This window comes from Metabacillus sp. Hm71, from assembly GCF_051842955.2.
In the GTDB taxonomy this organism is placed as follows: Bacteria; Bacillota; Bacilli; order Bacillales; family Bacillaceae; genus Metabacillus.
Map to the genome: position 1 here is coordinate 921,832 of NZ_CM200278.1, position 16,915 is coordinate 938,746.

12 protein-coding genes and 2 pseudogenes are annotated in these 16,915 nt (G+C 38.3%); 11 read left to right on the forward strand and 3 right to left on the reverse strand.

The window, feature by feature from the left end:
- The first annotated feature begins 323 nt into the window (after nt 1-323).
- The 3 genes and pseudogenes from ACSVDH_RS04645 to ACSVDH_RS04655 form a co-directional block, all read left to right on the forward strand.
- Nucleotides 324-1,265 carry an ornithine cyclodeaminase family protein gene (locus tag ACSVDH_RS04645; protein WP_439248625.1) on the forward strand — a complete coding sequence of 314 codons (942 nt, stop codon included), beginning with the start codon at nt 324-326 and terminating at the stop codon, nt 1,263-1,265.
- A 157-nt stretch (nt 1,266-1,422) separates the two neighbouring features.
- Nucleotides 1,423-1,551 (forward strand): hypothetical protein, encoded by a 129-nt coding sequence (locus tag ACSVDH_RS04650; RefSeq protein WP_439248626.1) that lies wholly within the window; start codon nt 1,423-1,425, stop codon nt 1,549-1,551.
- A 23-nt stretch (nt 1,552-1,574) separates the two neighbouring features.
- A pseudogene (locus tag ACSVDH_RS04655) lies at nt 1,575-1,814 on the forward strand (DDE-type integrase/transposase/recombinase); the annotation flags it as partial.
- Nucleotides 1,815-2,109: 295 nt separating this feature from the next.
- Here ACSVDH_RS04655 and ACSVDH_RS04660 read toward each other — a convergent pair.
- Nucleotides 2,110-2,439: a hypothetical protein gene (locus tag ACSVDH_RS04660; protein WP_439248627.1), complete on the reverse strand. Its 330-nt coding sequence runs from the start codon at nt 2,437-2,439 to the stop codon at nt 2,110-2,112.
- A gap of 189 nt (nt 2,440-2,628) precedes the next feature.
- Here ACSVDH_RS04660 and ACSVDH_RS04665 point away from each other — a divergent pair, with 189 nt between their 5' ends.
- Nucleotides 2,629-4,125 (forward strand): coproporphyrinogen III oxidase, encoded by a 1,497-nt coding sequence (locus ACSVDH_RS04665; RefSeq protein ID WP_439248628.1) that lies wholly within the window; start codon nt 2,629-2,631, stop codon nt 4,123-4,125.
- A 148-nt stretch (nt 4,126-4,273) separates the two neighbouring features.
- Nucleotides 4,274-5,050, forward strand: a complete 777-nt coding sequence (locus ACSVDH_RS04670) for an enoyl-CoA hydratase (protein WP_439248629.1) — start codon at nt 4,274-4,276, stop codon at nt 5,048-5,050.
- 80 nt (nt 5,051-5,130) lie between these two features.
- On the opposite strand, the gene ACSVDH_RS04675 is transcribed toward ACSVDH_RS04670, so the two are convergent.
- Entirely contained in the window at nt 5,131-5,316 is a 186-nt protein-coding gene (locus ACSVDH_RS04675; protein ID WP_439248630.1) for a YhzD family protein, read from the reverse strand.
- Nucleotides 5,317-5,444: 128 nt separating this feature from the next.
- Here ACSVDH_RS04675 and ACSVDH_RS04680 point away from each other — a divergent pair, with 128 nt between their 5' ends.
- From ACSVDH_RS04680 to ACSVDH_RS04690, 3 genes and pseudogenes are all read left to right on the forward strand, one after another.
- Nucleotides 5,445-6,344, forward strand: a complete 900-nt coding sequence (locus tag ACSVDH_RS04680) for an ABC transporter ATP-binding protein (RefSeq protein WP_439248631.1) — start codon at nt 5,445-5,447, stop codon at nt 6,342-6,344.
- Nucleotides 6,337-7,590: an ABC transporter permease gene (locus ACSVDH_RS04685; RefSeq protein ID WP_439248632.1), complete on the forward strand. Its 1,254-nt coding sequence runs from the start codon at nt 6,337-6,339 to the stop codon at nt 7,588-7,590. Before ACSVDH_RS04680 ends, ACSVDH_RS04685 begins: the two co-directional genes overlap by 8 nt.
- 46 nt (nt 7,591-7,636) lie before the next feature.
- Nucleotides 7,637-8,012 (forward strand): annotated as a pseudogene (locus ACSVDH_RS04690) (gamma-glutamyltransferase); the annotation flags it as partial.
- 418 nt (nt 8,013-8,430) lie between these two features.
- On the opposite strand, the gene ACSVDH_RS04695 reads toward ACSVDH_RS04690, so the two are convergent.
- Entirely contained in the window at nt 8,431-10,722 is a 2,292-nt protein-coding gene (locus tag ACSVDH_RS04695; protein ID WP_439248633.1) for an MMPL family transporter, read from the reverse strand.
- A gap of 369 nt (nt 10,723-11,091) precedes the next feature.
- Here ACSVDH_RS04695 and ACSVDH_RS04700 point away from each other — a divergent pair, with 369 nt between their 5' ends.
- The 3 genes from ACSVDH_RS04700 (at nt 11,092) to ACSVDH_RS04710 (ending at nt 16,833) form a co-directional block, all read left to right on the forward strand.
- Entirely contained in the window at nt 11,092-11,511 is a 420-nt protein-coding gene (locus ACSVDH_RS04700) for an Rrf2 family transcriptional regulator (RefSeq protein ID WP_439248634.1), read from the forward strand.
- Nucleotides 11,512-12,604: 1,093 nt separating this feature from the next.
- Nucleotides 12,605-13,852 (forward strand): metallophosphoesterase family protein, encoded by a 1,248-nt coding sequence (locus ACSVDH_RS04705; protein ID WP_439248635.1) that lies wholly within the window; start codon nt 12,605-12,607, stop codon nt 13,850-13,852.
- Nucleotides 13,849-16,833: an AAA family ATPase gene (locus tag ACSVDH_RS04710; RefSeq protein ID WP_439248636.1), complete on the forward strand. Its 2,985-nt coding sequence runs from the start codon at nt 13,849-13,851 to the stop codon at nt 16,831-16,833. The genes ACSVDH_RS04705 and ACSVDH_RS04710 overlap by 4 nt, the downstream gene beginning before the upstream one ends.
- Nucleotides 16,834-16,915: the final 82 nt, after the last annotated feature.

Genomic DNA, 16,915 nt, shown 5'->3' on the forward strand with positions numbered 1-16,915 from the left:
TTAAATTGGGGAGAGTCTTAATGCAACTTGGAGGAATTCATATTGTGGAAACAAACTAAAATATACTGTTCTAACTTATACCGAAAAAGAATAAGAAGGACAACACTTCCCTGGTGTAGTAAAAAGTATGTTCGAATAAATGCTTAAAGTGCAGCGTAGAAACACTGGATCCTTTTAAGTGTAATTTGGCAAACTAGCTCATACTCTCGTGAGTAAGGCCAAACTGTATTTGAATTTTTCATATCACTATCAAAGCAGTACTTTGTTAAGAATTGGTTATTTCTGAGAATTCATTAAATAGAAAAGGAAGGAGTTATCAATAAATGATTATCTTGAATGACAAAGATATAAATAACCTAATCACTATTTCCGATGTTATTGAAACCATAGAAAGTTATTACCTTAGTGATGGTGAGAAAAGAGAATTTGTTCCAGAACGTTTGTTTATTAATGATAAGGATACTACAGCTTTATTGATGCCTTCTTTTTATCAAGAATATTATGTTGCAAAATTGGTGGGTATAGCTCCAGGAAATGCCAAAATTAAGGAACCTACACTAAGAGGAGTATTAATATTATTTAATAGGAATACGATGGAACCACTAGGGGTATTTGATGCACGTACAATAACAGCCTTACGTACCGGTGCGGTCAGTGGCTTGGGTATGAAATATTTATCAAATAAATTAGCCCAAAAGGTTGGAGTTATTGGAACGGGAGATCAAGGATGGAGCCATTTGAAAGCAGCATGTGCAGTTCGTCAAATCGAAGAAGTATTAGTTAATAATAGAAGTTTTGATAGAATGGAAGAATTTATTACTACAGCAAAGAAACATTTTCCAAATATTAAAATAAAAGCATCTACTGTTGAAGAACTTGTCGAAGAAGCAGAAATTATTATTACAACAACAACATCTAAGGACCCAGTTATTCCTGAAAATTTGAATGTAGATATGGCTGGAAAGCATTTTGCAGCTTCAGGATCTTTTAAACCATTTATGCAGGAATTACCTGACTCCATTATTAAAAAGGCAGATAGAATCTTTGTAGATACGTATGATGCCTTTTTAGAGTCTAAGGATATGATTAAAGCAAAAGAATTCGGAAAAGATGAAACAAAAGTTTTATCTTTAAATGAACTTTCAAATATTGGAAGCAAAGCATACAAAGAAGGCCAATTAACTATTTTTAAGTCTGTTGGGAATGCAATTTTTGACATTTTGACAGCAAAGTTGATTTATGAAAAACATCAAAAAGTTAAATAATATATTTGTTTTTTCTCTATTATTTAGTTCCGAATTTAAAGTTTAAGTATCTAGTTCTTGGTTCAGAAAAGTAGCATAAAGTTTTAATTATTTTAGTAGATTCGGTTAATAAATAATTAGTATTCTTGCTAGTCAGATTACTTAACAGGAGGTTATTATGTGGATTCTAACGCTTTATTTAAAGAATGGGATAAAAATGTTTGAATTCGATACAGAAGAGGAAGCAAAAGAGGCATTTCGCAAAATCAATGGGATTAAATATCTATCCCATATTATCTACATTTAATTTGATTCCGATCATCTACAAAGCCTGAAGGCATACAAATAAGGCAAGTTAGATATCTCAATAATATAGTGGAACAAGATCACCGTTTCATTAAGAAACGTGTGCGTTCTATGTTGGGATTCAAGTCGTATGAAACAGCCACTTCTATATTGAGTGGCGTTGAAGCCATGCAAATGATGAAAAAAGGACAACTTCACCCACAGGTGAAGTCTGCCCAAAATAAAGTTGGATTCATGCATAAGTTGTTTGGAATTGCATCATAATCTGTTATTGAACAGTCCATGTAGGCTCTATGTCTCTATCAAATGGTTTTTGCACCAGAACCATTTATTCAATAGAGAAAAATAAAATTACAAAGAACAAGTGCTTTTCCACTTGATCTTTGTTTTGGGGTGAGGAGAATGAAAAAGGTTTTTTGTATTGGTGAAACACTTATCGATTTTATTCCAGTTTGTAGTCTAACATACTCCTCACCCGTATTTTTCCATGTGATACGGTACTTTTTTGATATTATGTAACAAGATGAAAAGGGGCTGACAACTTGAGTCAGCCCTATTCCTATTCTTTATAGCGTAAATATTGATAATTATCTGTTGCGACTGTATCAATGATGTTTCCTTCTTCGTCCTTATAAACCTCATATTCGCGATAAACCTCAACGACATATCCATCTTCCATAGTAATATCAACCAGCTTTGTTTCAAGTGTAGGTAGTTGCGGAGATTGTTCATCGGTTTCTTCATTTGAAGAAGCCGCAGAAGCTGTATCTTCAACCGGGAGGGGAAAGCTTGTAATCGCTTCTTCCTTTTCTGCGAAGATTGCAGAATCAAAGTATCCAATAATGGCGATCGTTGCAACAATAATAAAAATAGGAGCAAATTTTTTCAACGGTTTCTGCCTCCTAAAGAATTTAGTTATTACCATTGTATGTTTGTCCTTTTTAAGAATATGCATTTGTCTGGTGATATCTTGCAAGAAAAAAGATCATTTATACACTCCTAACATCTAACATTGACCAGCATAGAAACTTTTTTGTACACTTAAAGAAGTTTTGAAAATAAGTTAAGGTGATTACAAATGAAAATTTATATAAAAGGTATAGAGGATGAACGTTTCCATCGGCCGCTGCGCTTGATCGGGAATTTATTTTTTGAAGAAACCGAGCTTTGCTTCACACCAGGAGAGGCAAAGCTTGAAGCTGAGTTTTCCTTCACGGAGAGCGATGCAGGCGTTTTAATAACTGGCTTTTTACGTACGGAGGATGAAAAAGAATATACGGCAATGAAAGAACAGCACATTCCTTCTCACCTTGAAGGAAAGGATCGTTTAAAGCTTGTAAAAAATACCCTTTCCTATGTGTATTTAACCATTCTTCAGGAGTATACAGGAATCATTCAAAAATGGGGGATTCTTACTGGAGTCCGTCCTACAAAGCTTTATCATAAAAAACGTCAGGAAGGTATGTCAGAAGAAGCGATTCATCAGATGTTTAAAGCTGAATATTTGCTCTCAGATGAAAAAATCCAGCTGATGAAGCAAATCGTCGAACGTCAATTGGAGGTCGTTCCTGATCTTGACTCTCTTTCTAATGAGGTCAGCATCTATATCGGTATTCCGTTTTGCCCGACAAAATGTGCGTACTGTACATTCCCGGCATATGCAATCAACGGCCGTCAAGGCTCTGTTACGTCATTCCTTGGCGGGCTGCATTATGAAATGAGGGAAATCGGCCGCTGGTTAAAGGAAAAAGGAATAAAGATTACAACCGTTTATTATGGCGGGGGAACACCAACAAGTATTACAGCAGAAGAAATGGATATGCTCTATGAAGAAATGGTCGAGTCGTTCCCAGATGTTGAAAACATTCGAGAAATTACGGTTGAAGCAGGAAGACCGGATACGATTACAAAGGAAAAACTGGACGTTTTAAACAAATGGAAGATTGATCGCATCAGTATCAATCCGCAATCCTATATTCAGGATACATTAAAGGCGATCGGCCGCCACCATACTGTTGAAGAAACCATCGAAAAGTTCCATTTAGCAAGAAGCATGGGAATGAATAATATTAATATGGATTTGATTATTGGGCTTCCAGGAGAAGGTGTGAAAGAATTTGATTATACATTAGCTGAATCTGCAAAGCTTATGCCCGAGTCATTAACGGTTCATACCTTATCCTTTAAACGTGCTTCTGAAATGACGAAAAATAAACATAAATATAAGGTGGCCAGCCGCGAGGAGATCAGCACGATGATGGATCATGCCGTTACATGGACAAAGGAGCACGGCTATGCACCATACTATTTATATCGCCAAAAAAACATCCTTGGAAATTTAGAAAATGTCGGCTATGCCTTAAAAGGTCAGGATAGCATTTATAATATTATGATTATGGAGGAGCAGCAGACGATTATTGGAATTGGCTGTGGTGCTTCAAGCAAGTTTGTTCATCCGGAAACGAAGAAAATTACTCATTTTGCGAATCCGAAAGATCCAAAATCGTACAATGACGGCTTTAAGCATTATACAGAAGAGAAAATTGCCATTTTGGAAGAATTGTTTGCTAATTAATCTTACAAAAATATCAATATGACAGGCAGTGAGTACTGGTAAAGAAACTCACTGCTTTTTTTCGTTCTTATTTATTTTCTTATCAAAAGCAGGAAAAAGGTGCCGGTATTCCGAAATGGTATTTTAATATAAATAAGGGGTGTATGGGATGGGCAATCAAACGGTTGAATTTGTGAAGGACGGAAAGGCGGCTGCTCTATATTTCAATAGAGTGGATTCCTTAAATGCAATGGATATACAAATGATCAAGGAATTATCAGAAATGTTAGAGGAAATAGCAGCATCTGATATCAAGCTTTTATTTATCACTGGAAGAGGCCGCGCTTTTTCAGCTGGAGGGGATTTAAAGACAATGCTTTCAAGCACAAGTGATGAAGGATATCAGCCTGTCATGGACAATATTAAGAAGATGGTGCTGGCCCTTTATACAATGCCTGCTGTCACGGTGAGCCTTTTAAATGGGGCGGCTGCAGGACTAGGACTTAGCTTTGCCTTAGCATGTGATTATGTCATGGCAGAAAAACAGGCAAAGACCGCAATGAATTTTATTAATATAGGACTTATTCCAGATGGCGGCGGCCACTTTTTCTTAAAGAATCGACTTGGTGAGCATGCAGCTAAACAGATGATTTGGGAAGGGAAAGCAATGACTGCAGATGAAGCTTTGCAGGCAGGGCTAATTGACGCGGTGTATGAGGGGGATACAGAAGAACAGCTTGAGCTGCTGAAACGGAAAATGGAAGCAAGGCCATTAAAGGCTATGATTGCAACAAAAGCGATTTTTAGGAAACAAGGACTACCTCTATTAATCGATACACTTAATCAGGAAGCGGAAAAACAGCTCGAGATGAGGGGCACAGACGATCATCGTGAAGGGGTTCAAGCATTTTTAGAGAAGCGTTTGCCGCAATTTAGCGGAAATTAAACACAAGATAAAAGGGCTGAGGCGCAGCCCTTTTTATCGTATCTTAAAAGGCAGTAACCCTCACTGATGGAAGTCTCGATTTAACGTCCAAACAATAAGAGCTTTCCAGATGCTGAAGTGCAGCGGTGTGTTTTTTCTGCCCAATTATTTTCTTTAAGCTTACGCTGCCCGATTTCTTTTGCTTCCTGCTCGGATTGAGCTTCAAAGCTTTCATCACAAAGCTTTTCCCCATTTTTCTCGAAAACGGTTAAATAGTAAATGGCCATTCTCCCATTCCTTCCCTTGTAAAAAATATTATGCTTATATCATTCTTAGTCTTCTTTTGATTTCCTGCTTGGTAAATGAAACCTTTATCAATGTTGTTCGTATAAATAGTCACAAAGGAGGAGAGCGTATGGGTCTGCATATAGATCATGTTACAAAACGGTTCGGTTCACATACTGCAGTTGATCAGCTTTCACTAGCGATTCCAGAAAGGGAGATTTTTGGTTTCCTTGGAGCAAATGGTGCCGGCAAAACGACAACCTTTCGGATGATTCTCGGATTATTAACCCCATCTGAAGGATCAATTACATGGAATGATAAAAAAATTTCCTATGAAGAAAGTAATCAAATTGGATACTTACCTGAAGAGAGAGGTTTGTACCCAAAGCTGAAAGTAAAGGACCAACTCATTTATTTAGGTAGATTAAAAGGAATGTCCAAGAACGAAGCGTTAGCTGAAATGGATCGTTGGCTTGAGCGGTTTAAAGTTCCTGAATATGCAAATAAAAAGGTCGAGGAGCTTTCAAAAGGAAATCAACAAAAAATTCAATTTATTGCAGCTGTTTTACATAAACCAAAGCTTCTTATTTTAGATGAGCCTTTTAGCGGATTGGATCCAGTAAATGTTGAATTATTAAAGAAAGCCGTCGTTGATTTAAAAGAATCTGGAACCTCGATTGTATTTGCGAGCCATCGTATGGAGCATGTTGAAGAGCTTTGCCAGCATTTATGTATCATGCATCATGGAAAACCTGTTGTTCATGGTTCACTTCGTGAGATTAAAAGATCATTTGGGAAGAAGAACGTATTTGTACAAGGTGATTTTGATATGGACTTCTTAAAGGAAACCCCTGGTGTGACAAAATTTAAGAAAACCTCTGAAGGTGTCGAGCTCCAAGTTGAACATGAGAAAATCTCACAACATATTTTTCAGAAGCTGCAAAATCAAGGCTTTGTTCGAAAATTTGCCCTTGAAGAACCATCATTAAATGATATTTTTGTAGAGAAGGTAGGTGCTTCCTATGAATAAGTTTTGGATTATGGTTGCACACACGTATACGAACAAAATTAAAACAAAATCCTTCATTATTACTACTTTACTGACGGTACTCATTCTTTTTGGTTTATCAAATATCACGACCATTATTGACACCTTCTCTAATGACGATGGTCCAAAAACCTTTGCTGTTCTTGATCAAACAGAAAATCTGTATCCTGTGTTTGAAAGGAATCTCGAAGCCAGTGGAGTGCCTTTTAAGGTGGAAAAAGCTGCAACTTCTGAATCTGCGCTTAAAAATCAAGTGCTGGAAGAGGAACTGGATGGCTTTATTATCCTAGCTAATGACGAAAGCCAGTTTCCCACAGCAACTGTTAAAACATTATCAATAACAGATCAAGAGATCTTTACTCAAATTGAGCAGGTTCTCCAGCAATCAAAGCTGGAAATAGGCAGAGAGCGGCTAGGCATTGAGTCGGACGAATTAACCCAATTGTTTCAGCCTGTTGAAGTAAATAAAGTCGCTTTAGAAAATAATGCGAAATCAGAAGAGGAATTGAATCAAGCGAGAGGGCTTGTCTATGTATTGCTGTTTGTCATCTATTTCTCTGTAATCTTTTATGCCAGCATGATCGCAACTGAAGTCGCCACAGAAAAATCATCTCGAGTGATGGAAATACTCATATCCAGTGTGTCTCCAGTAAATCAAATGTTTGCAAAGTTAATTGGGATTGGTTTAGTGAGCATCACGCAAATGGTTATTATTCTTATCGGCGGGTATTTATCGATTCGATCCCAATTTGAAGATTTAAATGCAGTAACAGGCGGGTTTTTAGGATTTACCGAGCTTCCGCTCTCAACGTTTATTTATGCAGGAATTTACTTCCTATTAGGATATTTCCTATTTGCAACACTCGCAGCCTTTCTTGGTTCGCTTGTCAGCAGAATTGAAGATGCCCAGCAATTAATCTCACCAATGATTTTCTTAATCGTTGGAGCATTTATGATCGCGATGTTTGGACTGTCAAACCCGGATACTACATTTATTACCATTAGTTCCTATATTCCATTTTTTACTCCGATGATTATGTTTTTGCGGGTAGGTATGCTGAATATTCCGGCTTGGGAGATCGGATTATCGTTTGTCATTCTCATTGCTTCCATTACGCTGCTGGCTATCTTTGGCGCCCGGGTATATAAAGGCGGTGTTCTCATTTACGGGAAGTCCTCGTCCTTTAAAGATTTAAAAAGGGCTTTGCTGATGTCGAAGGATAAGTAGTTAAACTATAAGTGTTAAGTGACAATAAAGTTGATTTAAAAATGTAGCACTTGTCAAAGAAGTGCAAAAACGTGGAGGAACGATGACAACAGAAGATCTGGAAAACTATGCAGTGAAAGAACGAGAGCCTGTTAAATCAACTTATCGGGATTTTGAAGTTGTAAGTGCAGCTCCACCAAGTTCAGGGGGTTTGACTGTTCAACAAAATTTAAAATTAATGGAAGATCACGATGTACAAAAGATGGGAGTGAACTCACCAGAATATCTTCATCATTTAATAGAAGCAATGCATTTGGCTTATGCTGATCGAGCAGCTTATATGGCAGATGAAGACTTTTATGATGTACCGACAAAGGGACTTTTGGATGAAGAATACATAAAAGAAAGAAGAAAGCTTATTAATCCATATAAGGCTACTGGCGTTATTGACTCGACGGATTTAATGGTATACCAATCGAATAAAAAATCGTATTTACCTGTTATAAAAGTCGCAGAGTCATTAGGATATGATGTAATTTGGAATGAAAGAGAGAATGTGGTCCTACTAGAAAAAGATTTATCTCATTCTGATAGCCCAAACGATGATGATATAATCACAAACTAACTTTGTATACAAATAATTCTTTTTGGGGTAAATCTGGCAACATCGTTTAGTTGCTGGTTTTACCCCTTAATCATCGTTTCTGATGTCTGCTAATGCTTATTGCATCTTTTGGTTCCATTGAACACTAAAGCCTTCTTTTTTGAACGGATTTTGTGTTTAGATAATTTTGCAATAAGCATTAGTAGAGCCGGGACTCCAATATTAGGAAACCGGCTCTTATCTTGAAATAATCTAAGCTAATGATAAGTTTTCACACCATTACCTTTATTGTCATCAAAAGGAAGTCCTGAATCTCCTTCAGATATGCCGAAACGATCGTAAATTCGGCGAAGTCCTGCTGGCGCCCACCAATTTGCACGGCCGGCGAGCTTCATAAAGGAAGGAAGGAGAACACCTCTAATCAATGTTGCGTCAACAAGGACGGCTAGAGTCATACCTACTCCAAGCATCTTCAAAAAGACGACATCCCCTGTTGCGTAAGCGGCAAATGAAAATGCCAAAATGACAGCTGCAGCCGTAACAAGCGGTCCGCTTCGCTGAATACCGATTGCTACTGCTTCTTCCAATTTTCCCGTTCGATCGTATTCCTCTTTAATACGTGAAAGAATAAACACCTCATAATCCATCGAAAGGCCGTAAGCAATGCAGAACATCAGGATTGGAATACTAGGTTCGATCGTTCCGGTTGAAGTAAAGTTTAATATTTGTGACAGGTTTCCTTCCTGGAAAACCCAGACAAGTGCCCCAAACATGATTGATAGACTAAACATATTGAGCAGTGTAGCTTTTAAGGGAAGTAAAATGCTCCCACTCATCAGAAATAAAATCGTGAATGAGATAACAAGAATAAGAATGAGCGCCAACGGTATTCGTTCAAGTAAAGCTGAACGAAAATCCGTCATATCTGCAGGGTAGCCCCCGACCAATACATCAAAGGGAGCATCTTGTTCCCGGATATCGCCAACGAGCCTAGGCACATCCTCTTCCAGGCTTTTCTGTGAAGGAATCACCGACAACCATGTACCAGCGTTTTCGCTATTAAAGCGTTCATGATGTTCCCCATACTCAGCAATTCGATTCCCTTCGGAAAAGGAACCCGCTATTGAGTCTACCTGGAAGATGCCAGGAATTAAGGATAGGCTTCTTGAATATTGATCAATCACCTCGAGCACGGAATTAGGATCTTTAAGCGCAGGTGCTACAATATGAATGGCATCCGTTTCCTCTGCTTGGAAACCATCGCGTTTTTGTTCTTGGACGATACGACTGGAAGCATCTGCTGGCAAGGAACGATCATCTGGAAGCCCGAACTTAAGATTGGTGATCGGAGAACCTAGGGTAAGGAGGATAAGGAGAGCAATACCTCCATATAGTAAAGGTCGACGCATCACGGTTATCGCGCTTTTATACCATAAACCAGTTTGAACTTTCCTTGAAGTGGTGGAGGGTTTATTTCCTTTACGAGCTACTCGATGGCCTAAAATAGCCAGGGCTGCCGGGAGGATGATGACGGAACCAATCAAGCCTGACATCACAACGAAAATTCCTGTGTAAGCAAAGGTTTGTAAAAAAGGAAACGGAAAAACAAATAATACAGCAGTGGAAGCGGCAACTGTAACACCACTGAAAATGACTGTTCTTCCAGCTGTTTCTACCGTCCGGACAGCAGCGTTAAAGGAATTCTTCCCTGTAGCAATTTCTTCCCGGAAACGGGAAACGATGAAAAGGCTATAATCAATGCCGAGTGCTAATCCCATAACAAGCGTTAGATTCAAGGCAAATGTTGAGACTTCTGTAAAAAGAACCACACCGCCAAGAGCAGCCAAAGTTCCAAGCATTGCAAAGAATCCTACTCCTAGGGTAAGCAACGCTACGCGTATTCTGCGAAACATAAACACTAGCATAGCAAAAACTGCTGGTAAAATAATCAGTTCAGCCCGCAAGAAATCCTGCCGTGCATATTCACCAACCTGTCTAAAGATCTCGTCTTGCCCGCCAACTTCTACTTTGATTAATTCGTTCTCTCTCGTAAATTTTGGAGACAGTTCACCAAGTTTCACTCTAACTTCTGTTGCACTGCCATCCATATGCGCTAAAATTAATGCCTGCTTGCCATCATCACTCCGAAGTGTTGGTGTGCTTCCTCTGGACCAATAGGATCCAGCCTCATGCAAAGCTTCTTCACTTGCTAATTCCTCTGTCAATGCAAGACCCGCTTCCTTCACCTCTTTACTGTCGACCGTCCCTGTCTTAGCAGTGACTAATAAGACGAGATTAGAGCTTCCCGTCCCAAAATTTTCTTCTAATAGGTGCGACACTCGGTTTGATTCAGAGTCAGGTACTTCAAATCTGCTAAGAGTTAGCTTTCCTAAGGTTCCTGCAGCGATGATTCCTGAAACAATCATCCAAATTATACCGATGATAATAATGAGATATCTCCTTTTTACGATGAAGCGGCCAAGTGTGTGGAGGACAGGTTTCTGTTCTGGACTGAATGCAGATGGTTCTGGGGAACTATTGCTAGACATCATTTTACCTCCTTAATAAATTAGAAATAAATAAACTATATATAATTTATATATAGTTTATTTATTAGTGTTTGTCAATGAAAATTGTATTTTTTTCGATCCTTGGTGATAAATTGACAAAGTTAGCTAACTTGTTATATTTAGTTATAAAGTGAGGGTTTTCTCGAAGTACAGGATGTACAGGTGCCGACTTTGCCACAGGACGTGTCGAAGTTAGTCAGCTATTCCTCACTGATGGTTAGCGAAAACTTATCGGATCTTAAGGGGCAGATATCCCCTACTTCATAGCTTCTCTTGAATTTTGAGTGGGGGATTTACTGTCCGTTAAGATTGGGATAAAGGTTGTACAGAGTTGGAGTTGAAAAGAGCATGAGCTATTCATTAGCTTTGTGGCAAGGCATTGAGATTGTCGTTTATACTGCTGTTAAAGTAGAGCATGGATACTATGAATTTGTTTCTACTAGACATTTATCAGAATCACTTGGCATTCCTGTGCCAACAGCAGTTAAAATTTTACAATCATTAAACCGGTTTGGAATTATGGAGACAAGAGAAGGGGCAAAGGGAGGCATCCGATTAGCTAAAGATGCAGAAGACATAACGTTATTTGATATTTTTTATGCAATTGAACAGGATCGTCCATTATTTAAAATGGATGTACCGTCTAATTTAACAAGCGAATTAGCAACGAAGATTGCAAATGCAACCATTCAGTCGCTAGAAACGGCTGAACAGGCTATGAAGGATAGCTTAAGAAATGTGACAATCGCGCAATTGATCAGGCAATAAAGTTGAAAATGAAAAGTGGAATAAAAATATCGTTGAATAAGGGCAGCATTACGTTAAAGTAATGCTGTTTTTTTAGTTTTGATACAATACGTGATTCAGCACCAAAATATTGGGAATTCTAATTTTATCCCTGATCTTAACGAGTAGTAAAACCCAACTTTAATATTCAAGAGAAGCAAAGAAGATAAGTGGGGGATCTGCCCGTAAAAATTCGAGGAAGGATTGTTTTTCCAAGTCAGGCGAGACATAGGGAAGGTCTCGCATTATGAATTCCCTTAATCGGACTAAAAGTAACGGAGGTAGTTCGATGTCAATCAAAAAGAAATTACCTTTAATTTTTTCTACACTTGTCCTTTGGATATTAATTGCAAACAATACCATTCATTAAATACGTTCTAAAAATAATTTAATTCTATCGAATGAAAGGGAAATCTCATTAATCGTCCAGCAGCTATCATATCTTGTAGAGACTGCTAAGGAAGGTTCTCTCTATGTAGAAAACATTATTGGCAGGGAACTGTGAACTGCGTCCATTGCTATTAGAAATTCACTTCCACCTAATCATCAGGACGTTGCCAATAATAGGATGAGAGAGCTTGAGAAGGAGCTTATGGTTGTTGGAGTTAAATCATCAGATCCATATGAAATCAATATGTTTACTAAGGGGTAGGGTATTGGTATACAGCATTTCAGCAGCTTTTTTCCGAACAACCGGTTAACGTTGATGAAAGGCAAACCTTTCCAAATTATTGGTCAGAAGTTGCCTCCAGTAATCCTGATCATACAGATAAGTGGGGCTACTAATTAGATATTATTGCAGAAGGAGTTGAAAAAGAGTATCAAAAGCATTACCTGCTGAATAATGGTTGTAAGGTTATGCAGGGGTATTTATTTTATAAGCCATTAAGTGAGAGTGAATTTGCACATGTACTTGCTTTAAGCTAAAAATGGGGCTGATTTTTTTTAGGCAGCCCCTATTATTATGTATTGGGAACGTGCATTCGTATTTTAACGATGGTAAAATAAAGTAAGACTTTATCATTAAGATGGGAAACAGATAGAGAAGGTCCAAATATAAAGGTGGAATAAATTTATGAGAAAATCAATTCGATTTATCCATGCCGCAGATTTGCATATTGATAGTCCGTTTGTAGGCTTAAAGCATTTGCCTTCACAGTTATTTGAGAAAATGAAGGAAAGCACGTTCCTAGCTTTTTCGAAGTTAATTTCAATCGCGATTAAAGAACAGGTTGATTTCGTCCTTCTATCAGGGGATTTATATGATGCTGAGGAGAGAAGTCTAAAGGCACAGCTAAGGGTAAAAAAGGAATTTGAACGACTGGCTCAAGCTGGCATAAAAGTATATGTTATTCATGGCAATCATGATCATTTGGGAGGAAAATGGCTGGATCTCAACTGGCCCGGCAATGTTCATGTCTTCTCAAGCAAGCAGGTTGAAATGGAGATCTTTTCAAAAGGCGGAACTCCTCATGCCTATATATATGGATATAGCTATCCTTCCCGTTCGGTTATCGAAAATATGACAACTCACTATCAGAAAAAGGACAACCATTCTGTTTTTCACATTGGAATGCTGCATGGTTCAATAGAGGGAAATAAAGAGCATGATGTGTATTGTCCGTTTAAAATCAGTGATTTAGTTAGCAAGGACTTTGATTATTGGGCATTAGGACATATTCATAAACGTCAGATTCTTCATGAACGAAATCCAATTATTGCGTATCCGGGAAATATTCAAGGAAGGCATCGTAAGGAAGCAGGAGAAAAAGGGTTTTATTTAGTTGCTATGCATGAAGACAAGGCGAGTATGGAGTTCATTTCCACAGAGGAAGTGATTTGGGAAGATGTTGAACTCTCAATTAGCAGCCTTACTAGTTTTTCAGAATTAATAAGTGAGTGTCAAAGTGCAATTGAACAGTTTCGTAAGAATCAACGCTCTGCTTGTTTAACGATAACATTAACAGGTGCGGGTGATTTATCCCGCTCTCTGCAATCCAAGGAAACGATACAAGATTTAATCGATGCGCTTAATGAGGAAGAAGCCGAATATGACCCGTTTGTTTGGGTGGTCAAAATTGTTAATCAAGCGACCGATTCTATTGAAAAAAATCCAAAGCTTTCTTCCTTTTTCAATGATTTGCATACGACAGTTGAAAACTATCAGTCTTTTGAAGAGGTCATTCAGCCGCTCGCTCAGCATCCACTCTACCGAAAATACATTGCTGCGTTTACGTTGGAGGAACAAAAGCAGCTATTAGCAGAGGCAGAACAGCTTATACATAAAGAATTAGTAGAGCAAAGTGAGGTGAAGAAGTCTTGAAAATTGAAGAACTAATGATATATGGCTATGGAAAGTTTGAGAATCAACGTATTACATTAGAAGATCCAGAGCTCCAGGTCATTTACGGTGAAAACGAAGCCGGAAAATCGACAATTATGTCCTTTATTCATAGCATTCTATTTGGATTTCCTACAAAGCTGCAAACCGAAAATCGTTATGAACCCAAAAATGGCTCTGCATATGGTGGTTACTTGATTGTACGAACAATAGACAATACCCGATTAAAAATTGAAAGACGCCCTGGAAAAGCTGGTGGAGAACTAAAGATTGAATCAGAACAGGGTGATATGGTTAAAGAAGAGTATTTACAAACATTGCTGGGAGGGATAGACAGAGAAACGTATAAGTCGATTTTCTCTTTTGATATACACGGGCTTCAACAGGTCCAAAAACTAAATTCAGATCAAATTGGAAAGTTTTTGTTTTTATCAAGCATTTATGGAGCAGATGCCTTATTTGCAGTTGAACATTCCCTTATCAAGCAACAAGACTCGCTCTATAAGCCTAGCGGAAAAAGGCCCGTACTGAATGAGGCCCTTTCGAAGCTAAAAGAGAGCAATAGTCAATTGCTTGAAGCAAAACGAAAAAACAATGAGTACCAATATTTAGCAGATGAAAGAGAATCTTTGGAAGAACAGCTCCATTCGTTAGATGAGGAAAAAAAGCAGTATGTAACAAAGCAAAGGGAGCTTGAAAAGCTGCAATCGGTTCTTCCTATGATCAGGGAAAAAAATTGGTGTCTAGAACAATTAAGACTGCTTCCCGATACGGCGGGCTTTCCGGAGGATGGGTTGAAAAAACTGGATCATCTGTTATTGACTCTTCAGCCAATGGAAGCACAGCTGCATTCCATGCAAAGTAAAATCCGGCAATACGAAGCTGAGGAGGAAAAGCTTATTGTCAATGAGACGCTGCTGCATATGCTTCCAGACATTCACTCTTTGCGTGAACAGCTTCCATTATATAAGGAAAAAAGCAAAAAAAGACATCAGCAGGAACAAAGTCTTGAGCAGCTGCAAAATGAATTAGCTCTTTATAAACAGAGGTTATATCCTCACCTCCAAGATGAGGATATAGTCAAGATTCCAGCCACTGTTCCAATAAAGGAGTCAATCAAAAAGGTACTAGCTGATGACCAACACTTAAAACAGCGGAAGGAAATGTTAGACAGCCAATTTGAGCAAGCTAAAACCTCATTGGAAGAAGCTGAATGGAAGCTTAGTGATCTCGAAAAGGATGTCTTATCAGATGCGGAAAGAATCTCATTGGAAAATGAAATTGCGAAAAAAGAAGCGTTAAATCCATCCCATTTAAAAACAGAGCATCAGCAAATTCTCTCACAAATAAAGCAGAGAAAAGGTGAGCATAATCAAGAGATTAAACAACGCGGCTTTCTTCTTGGCGGTTTGTCTGTCTTATTATTAATAATTGCCCTTTATTTCAGCACTCAACAAAACTGGCTGGTTGCTAGCATTTTGATAAGCGGTATGATTTTAGCCTGTCTGCAAGTAAAGCGTGTTCTGCAAAAAGAGGACCCTCTGATCATTCATTTAAGGGAAAAACAGCAGGCACTTGAAAGAGAACTATCATCACTTAGGGAAAGAGACGGAGACGTTCAATCATTGTCCAAAATGATGAATTTGCTTGAAAAAGATAATAAACGAAAGCAGGAGATTCATCATGAGCAGCTTCTGCATAAACAGCATGAAAAAACCTATGATCGTGTGTTAAAGCTTTATGAGGAATGGGAAAAAGACCAATTTCAATGTTCAGAGCGGATTGCTCAATTAGCGAAACAGCTAAAACTAGAGAAAAATACCTCAGCAGAAGCTTTGTTAGAAGCATTTGACCTTTTGCAGCATCTTCAACAGCTGCTGCTAAAAAAACAGCAGCTTCTCTCAGAGCTAAAAGGAATAAAGGAAGAGCTGGTGCAATATGAACAAGCAGTTGCTGAAGCAAAGGAAGCTTGTGGCATTACACAATCTGAGATTGAAGAAGCGGTATATGAGTTAATGAATCTTTCCAGTATCGAAGCTGATAAGAATAGGAAGCGAATGAAAGTATTGGAACGTAAAGCAGAAACGATAGAAGCAATGAACACACTAACAGAAAAGATTAGCTTTTTGAAACAGGAAAAGGGGACGTTATTAAAGAAAGTGGACGTTGAGGATGAGGAAGAATTCCGTAAGCTTGCCAAAAGCCACCTTGAAAGGGAAGAATTAAATAAACAGTTATTGTGGATTGAAAAGCAGCTGACTACAGAAAAGCTGCTTGATCTAGAGACGATTCATGTTGCCGAATGTGAGGGGATTGATGAAACATTACTTGAACTCGAAAAAGCGATAGAGGCTGTTGAAAACAGTGAAAAAGCAGCACAGCAAAAATACTCCAGTGTCATTATTAAGCTTAAGGACATGGAACAAAGCGGTATGTATTCACATCTCCGCCATGCATTTGAAAATGAAAAGGCTGTGGTGAGGGAGTATGCTGAGCAGTGGGTCATTCGGGCGCTAGCAAAGGATTTATTAAACCAAACAGTAGAACGACATCGGAAAACGAAGCTTCCCGCATTAATCACCTATATTGAACTGTATTTTAAAAAGCTCACATCTAATAAATATCGGCATGTGTTTTTACCTGAAAATAAGCAATCGTTTATTGTTGAACGCAAAGATGGGATTAGCTTTTATGCGGAAGAACTTAGCCAAGCAACTGCCGAACAATTGTATCTGTCGATTCGTTTAGCTTTGATTAAATCCATCAATGAACAGATTCGACTACCGATTATGATTGATGACAGTTTTGTTCATTTTGATCATCAGCGAACGGCTAATAGCGTGAAGCTTTTACAGGAGCTTAAGCAGGAAAACCAGGTCATTTACTTTACATGTCATCAGCATATGGCAAAATCAGCTTTGTTTCATCATGTTATCAATCTATCAGAGATAAATGCAGGATAAGGTAAGATTTATGTGTGATAAAGCCGTAGAATCGATTCCTATGCTATACTAAACCATACATAAATGATTTAAGATAAAAAGA

What these genes read in the sequence shown, in the direction of transcription:
- ACSVDH_RS04645 (WP_439248625.1), top strand. Translation starts at nt 324, where the DNA reads ATGATTATCTTGAATGACAAAGATATAAATAACCTAATCACTATTTCC.
- ACSVDH_RS04650 (WP_439248626.1), top strand. Translation starts at nt 1,423, where the DNA reads ATGTGGATTCTAACGCTTTATTTAAAGAATGGGATAAAAATGTTTGAA.
- ACSVDH_RS04665 (WP_439248628.1), top strand. Translation starts at nt 2,629, where the DNA reads ATGAAAATTTATATAAAAGGTATAGAGGATGAACGTTTCCATCGGCCG.
- ACSVDH_RS04670 (WP_439248629.1), top strand. Translation starts at nt 4,274, where the DNA reads ATGGGCAATCAAACGGTTGAATTTGTGAAGGACGGAAAGGCGGCTGCT.
- ACSVDH_RS04675 (WP_439248630.1), bottom strand. Translation starts at nt 5,316, where the DNA reads ATGGCCATTTACTATTTAACCGTTTTCGAGAAAAATGGGGAAAAGCTT.
- ACSVDH_RS04680 (WP_439248631.1), top strand. Translation starts at nt 5,445, where the DNA reads ATGGGTCTGCATATAGATCATGTTACAAAACGGTTCGGTTCACATACT.
- ACSVDH_RS04685 (WP_439248632.1), top strand. Translation starts at nt 6,337, where the DNA reads ATGAATAAGTTTTGGATTATGGTTGCACACACGTATACGAACAAAATT.
- ACSVDH_RS04695 (WP_439248633.1), bottom strand. Translation starts at nt 10,722, where the DNA reads ATGTCTAGCAATAGTTCCCCAGAACCATCTGCATTCAGTCCAGAACAG.
- ACSVDH_RS04700 (WP_439248634.1), top strand. Translation starts at nt 11,092, where the DNA reads ATGAGCTATTCATTAGCTTTGTGGCAAGGCATTGAGATTGTCGTTTAT.
- ACSVDH_RS04705 (WP_439248635.1), top strand. Translation starts at nt 12,605, where the DNA reads ATGAGAAAATCAATTCGATTTATCCATGCCGCAGATTTGCATATTGAT.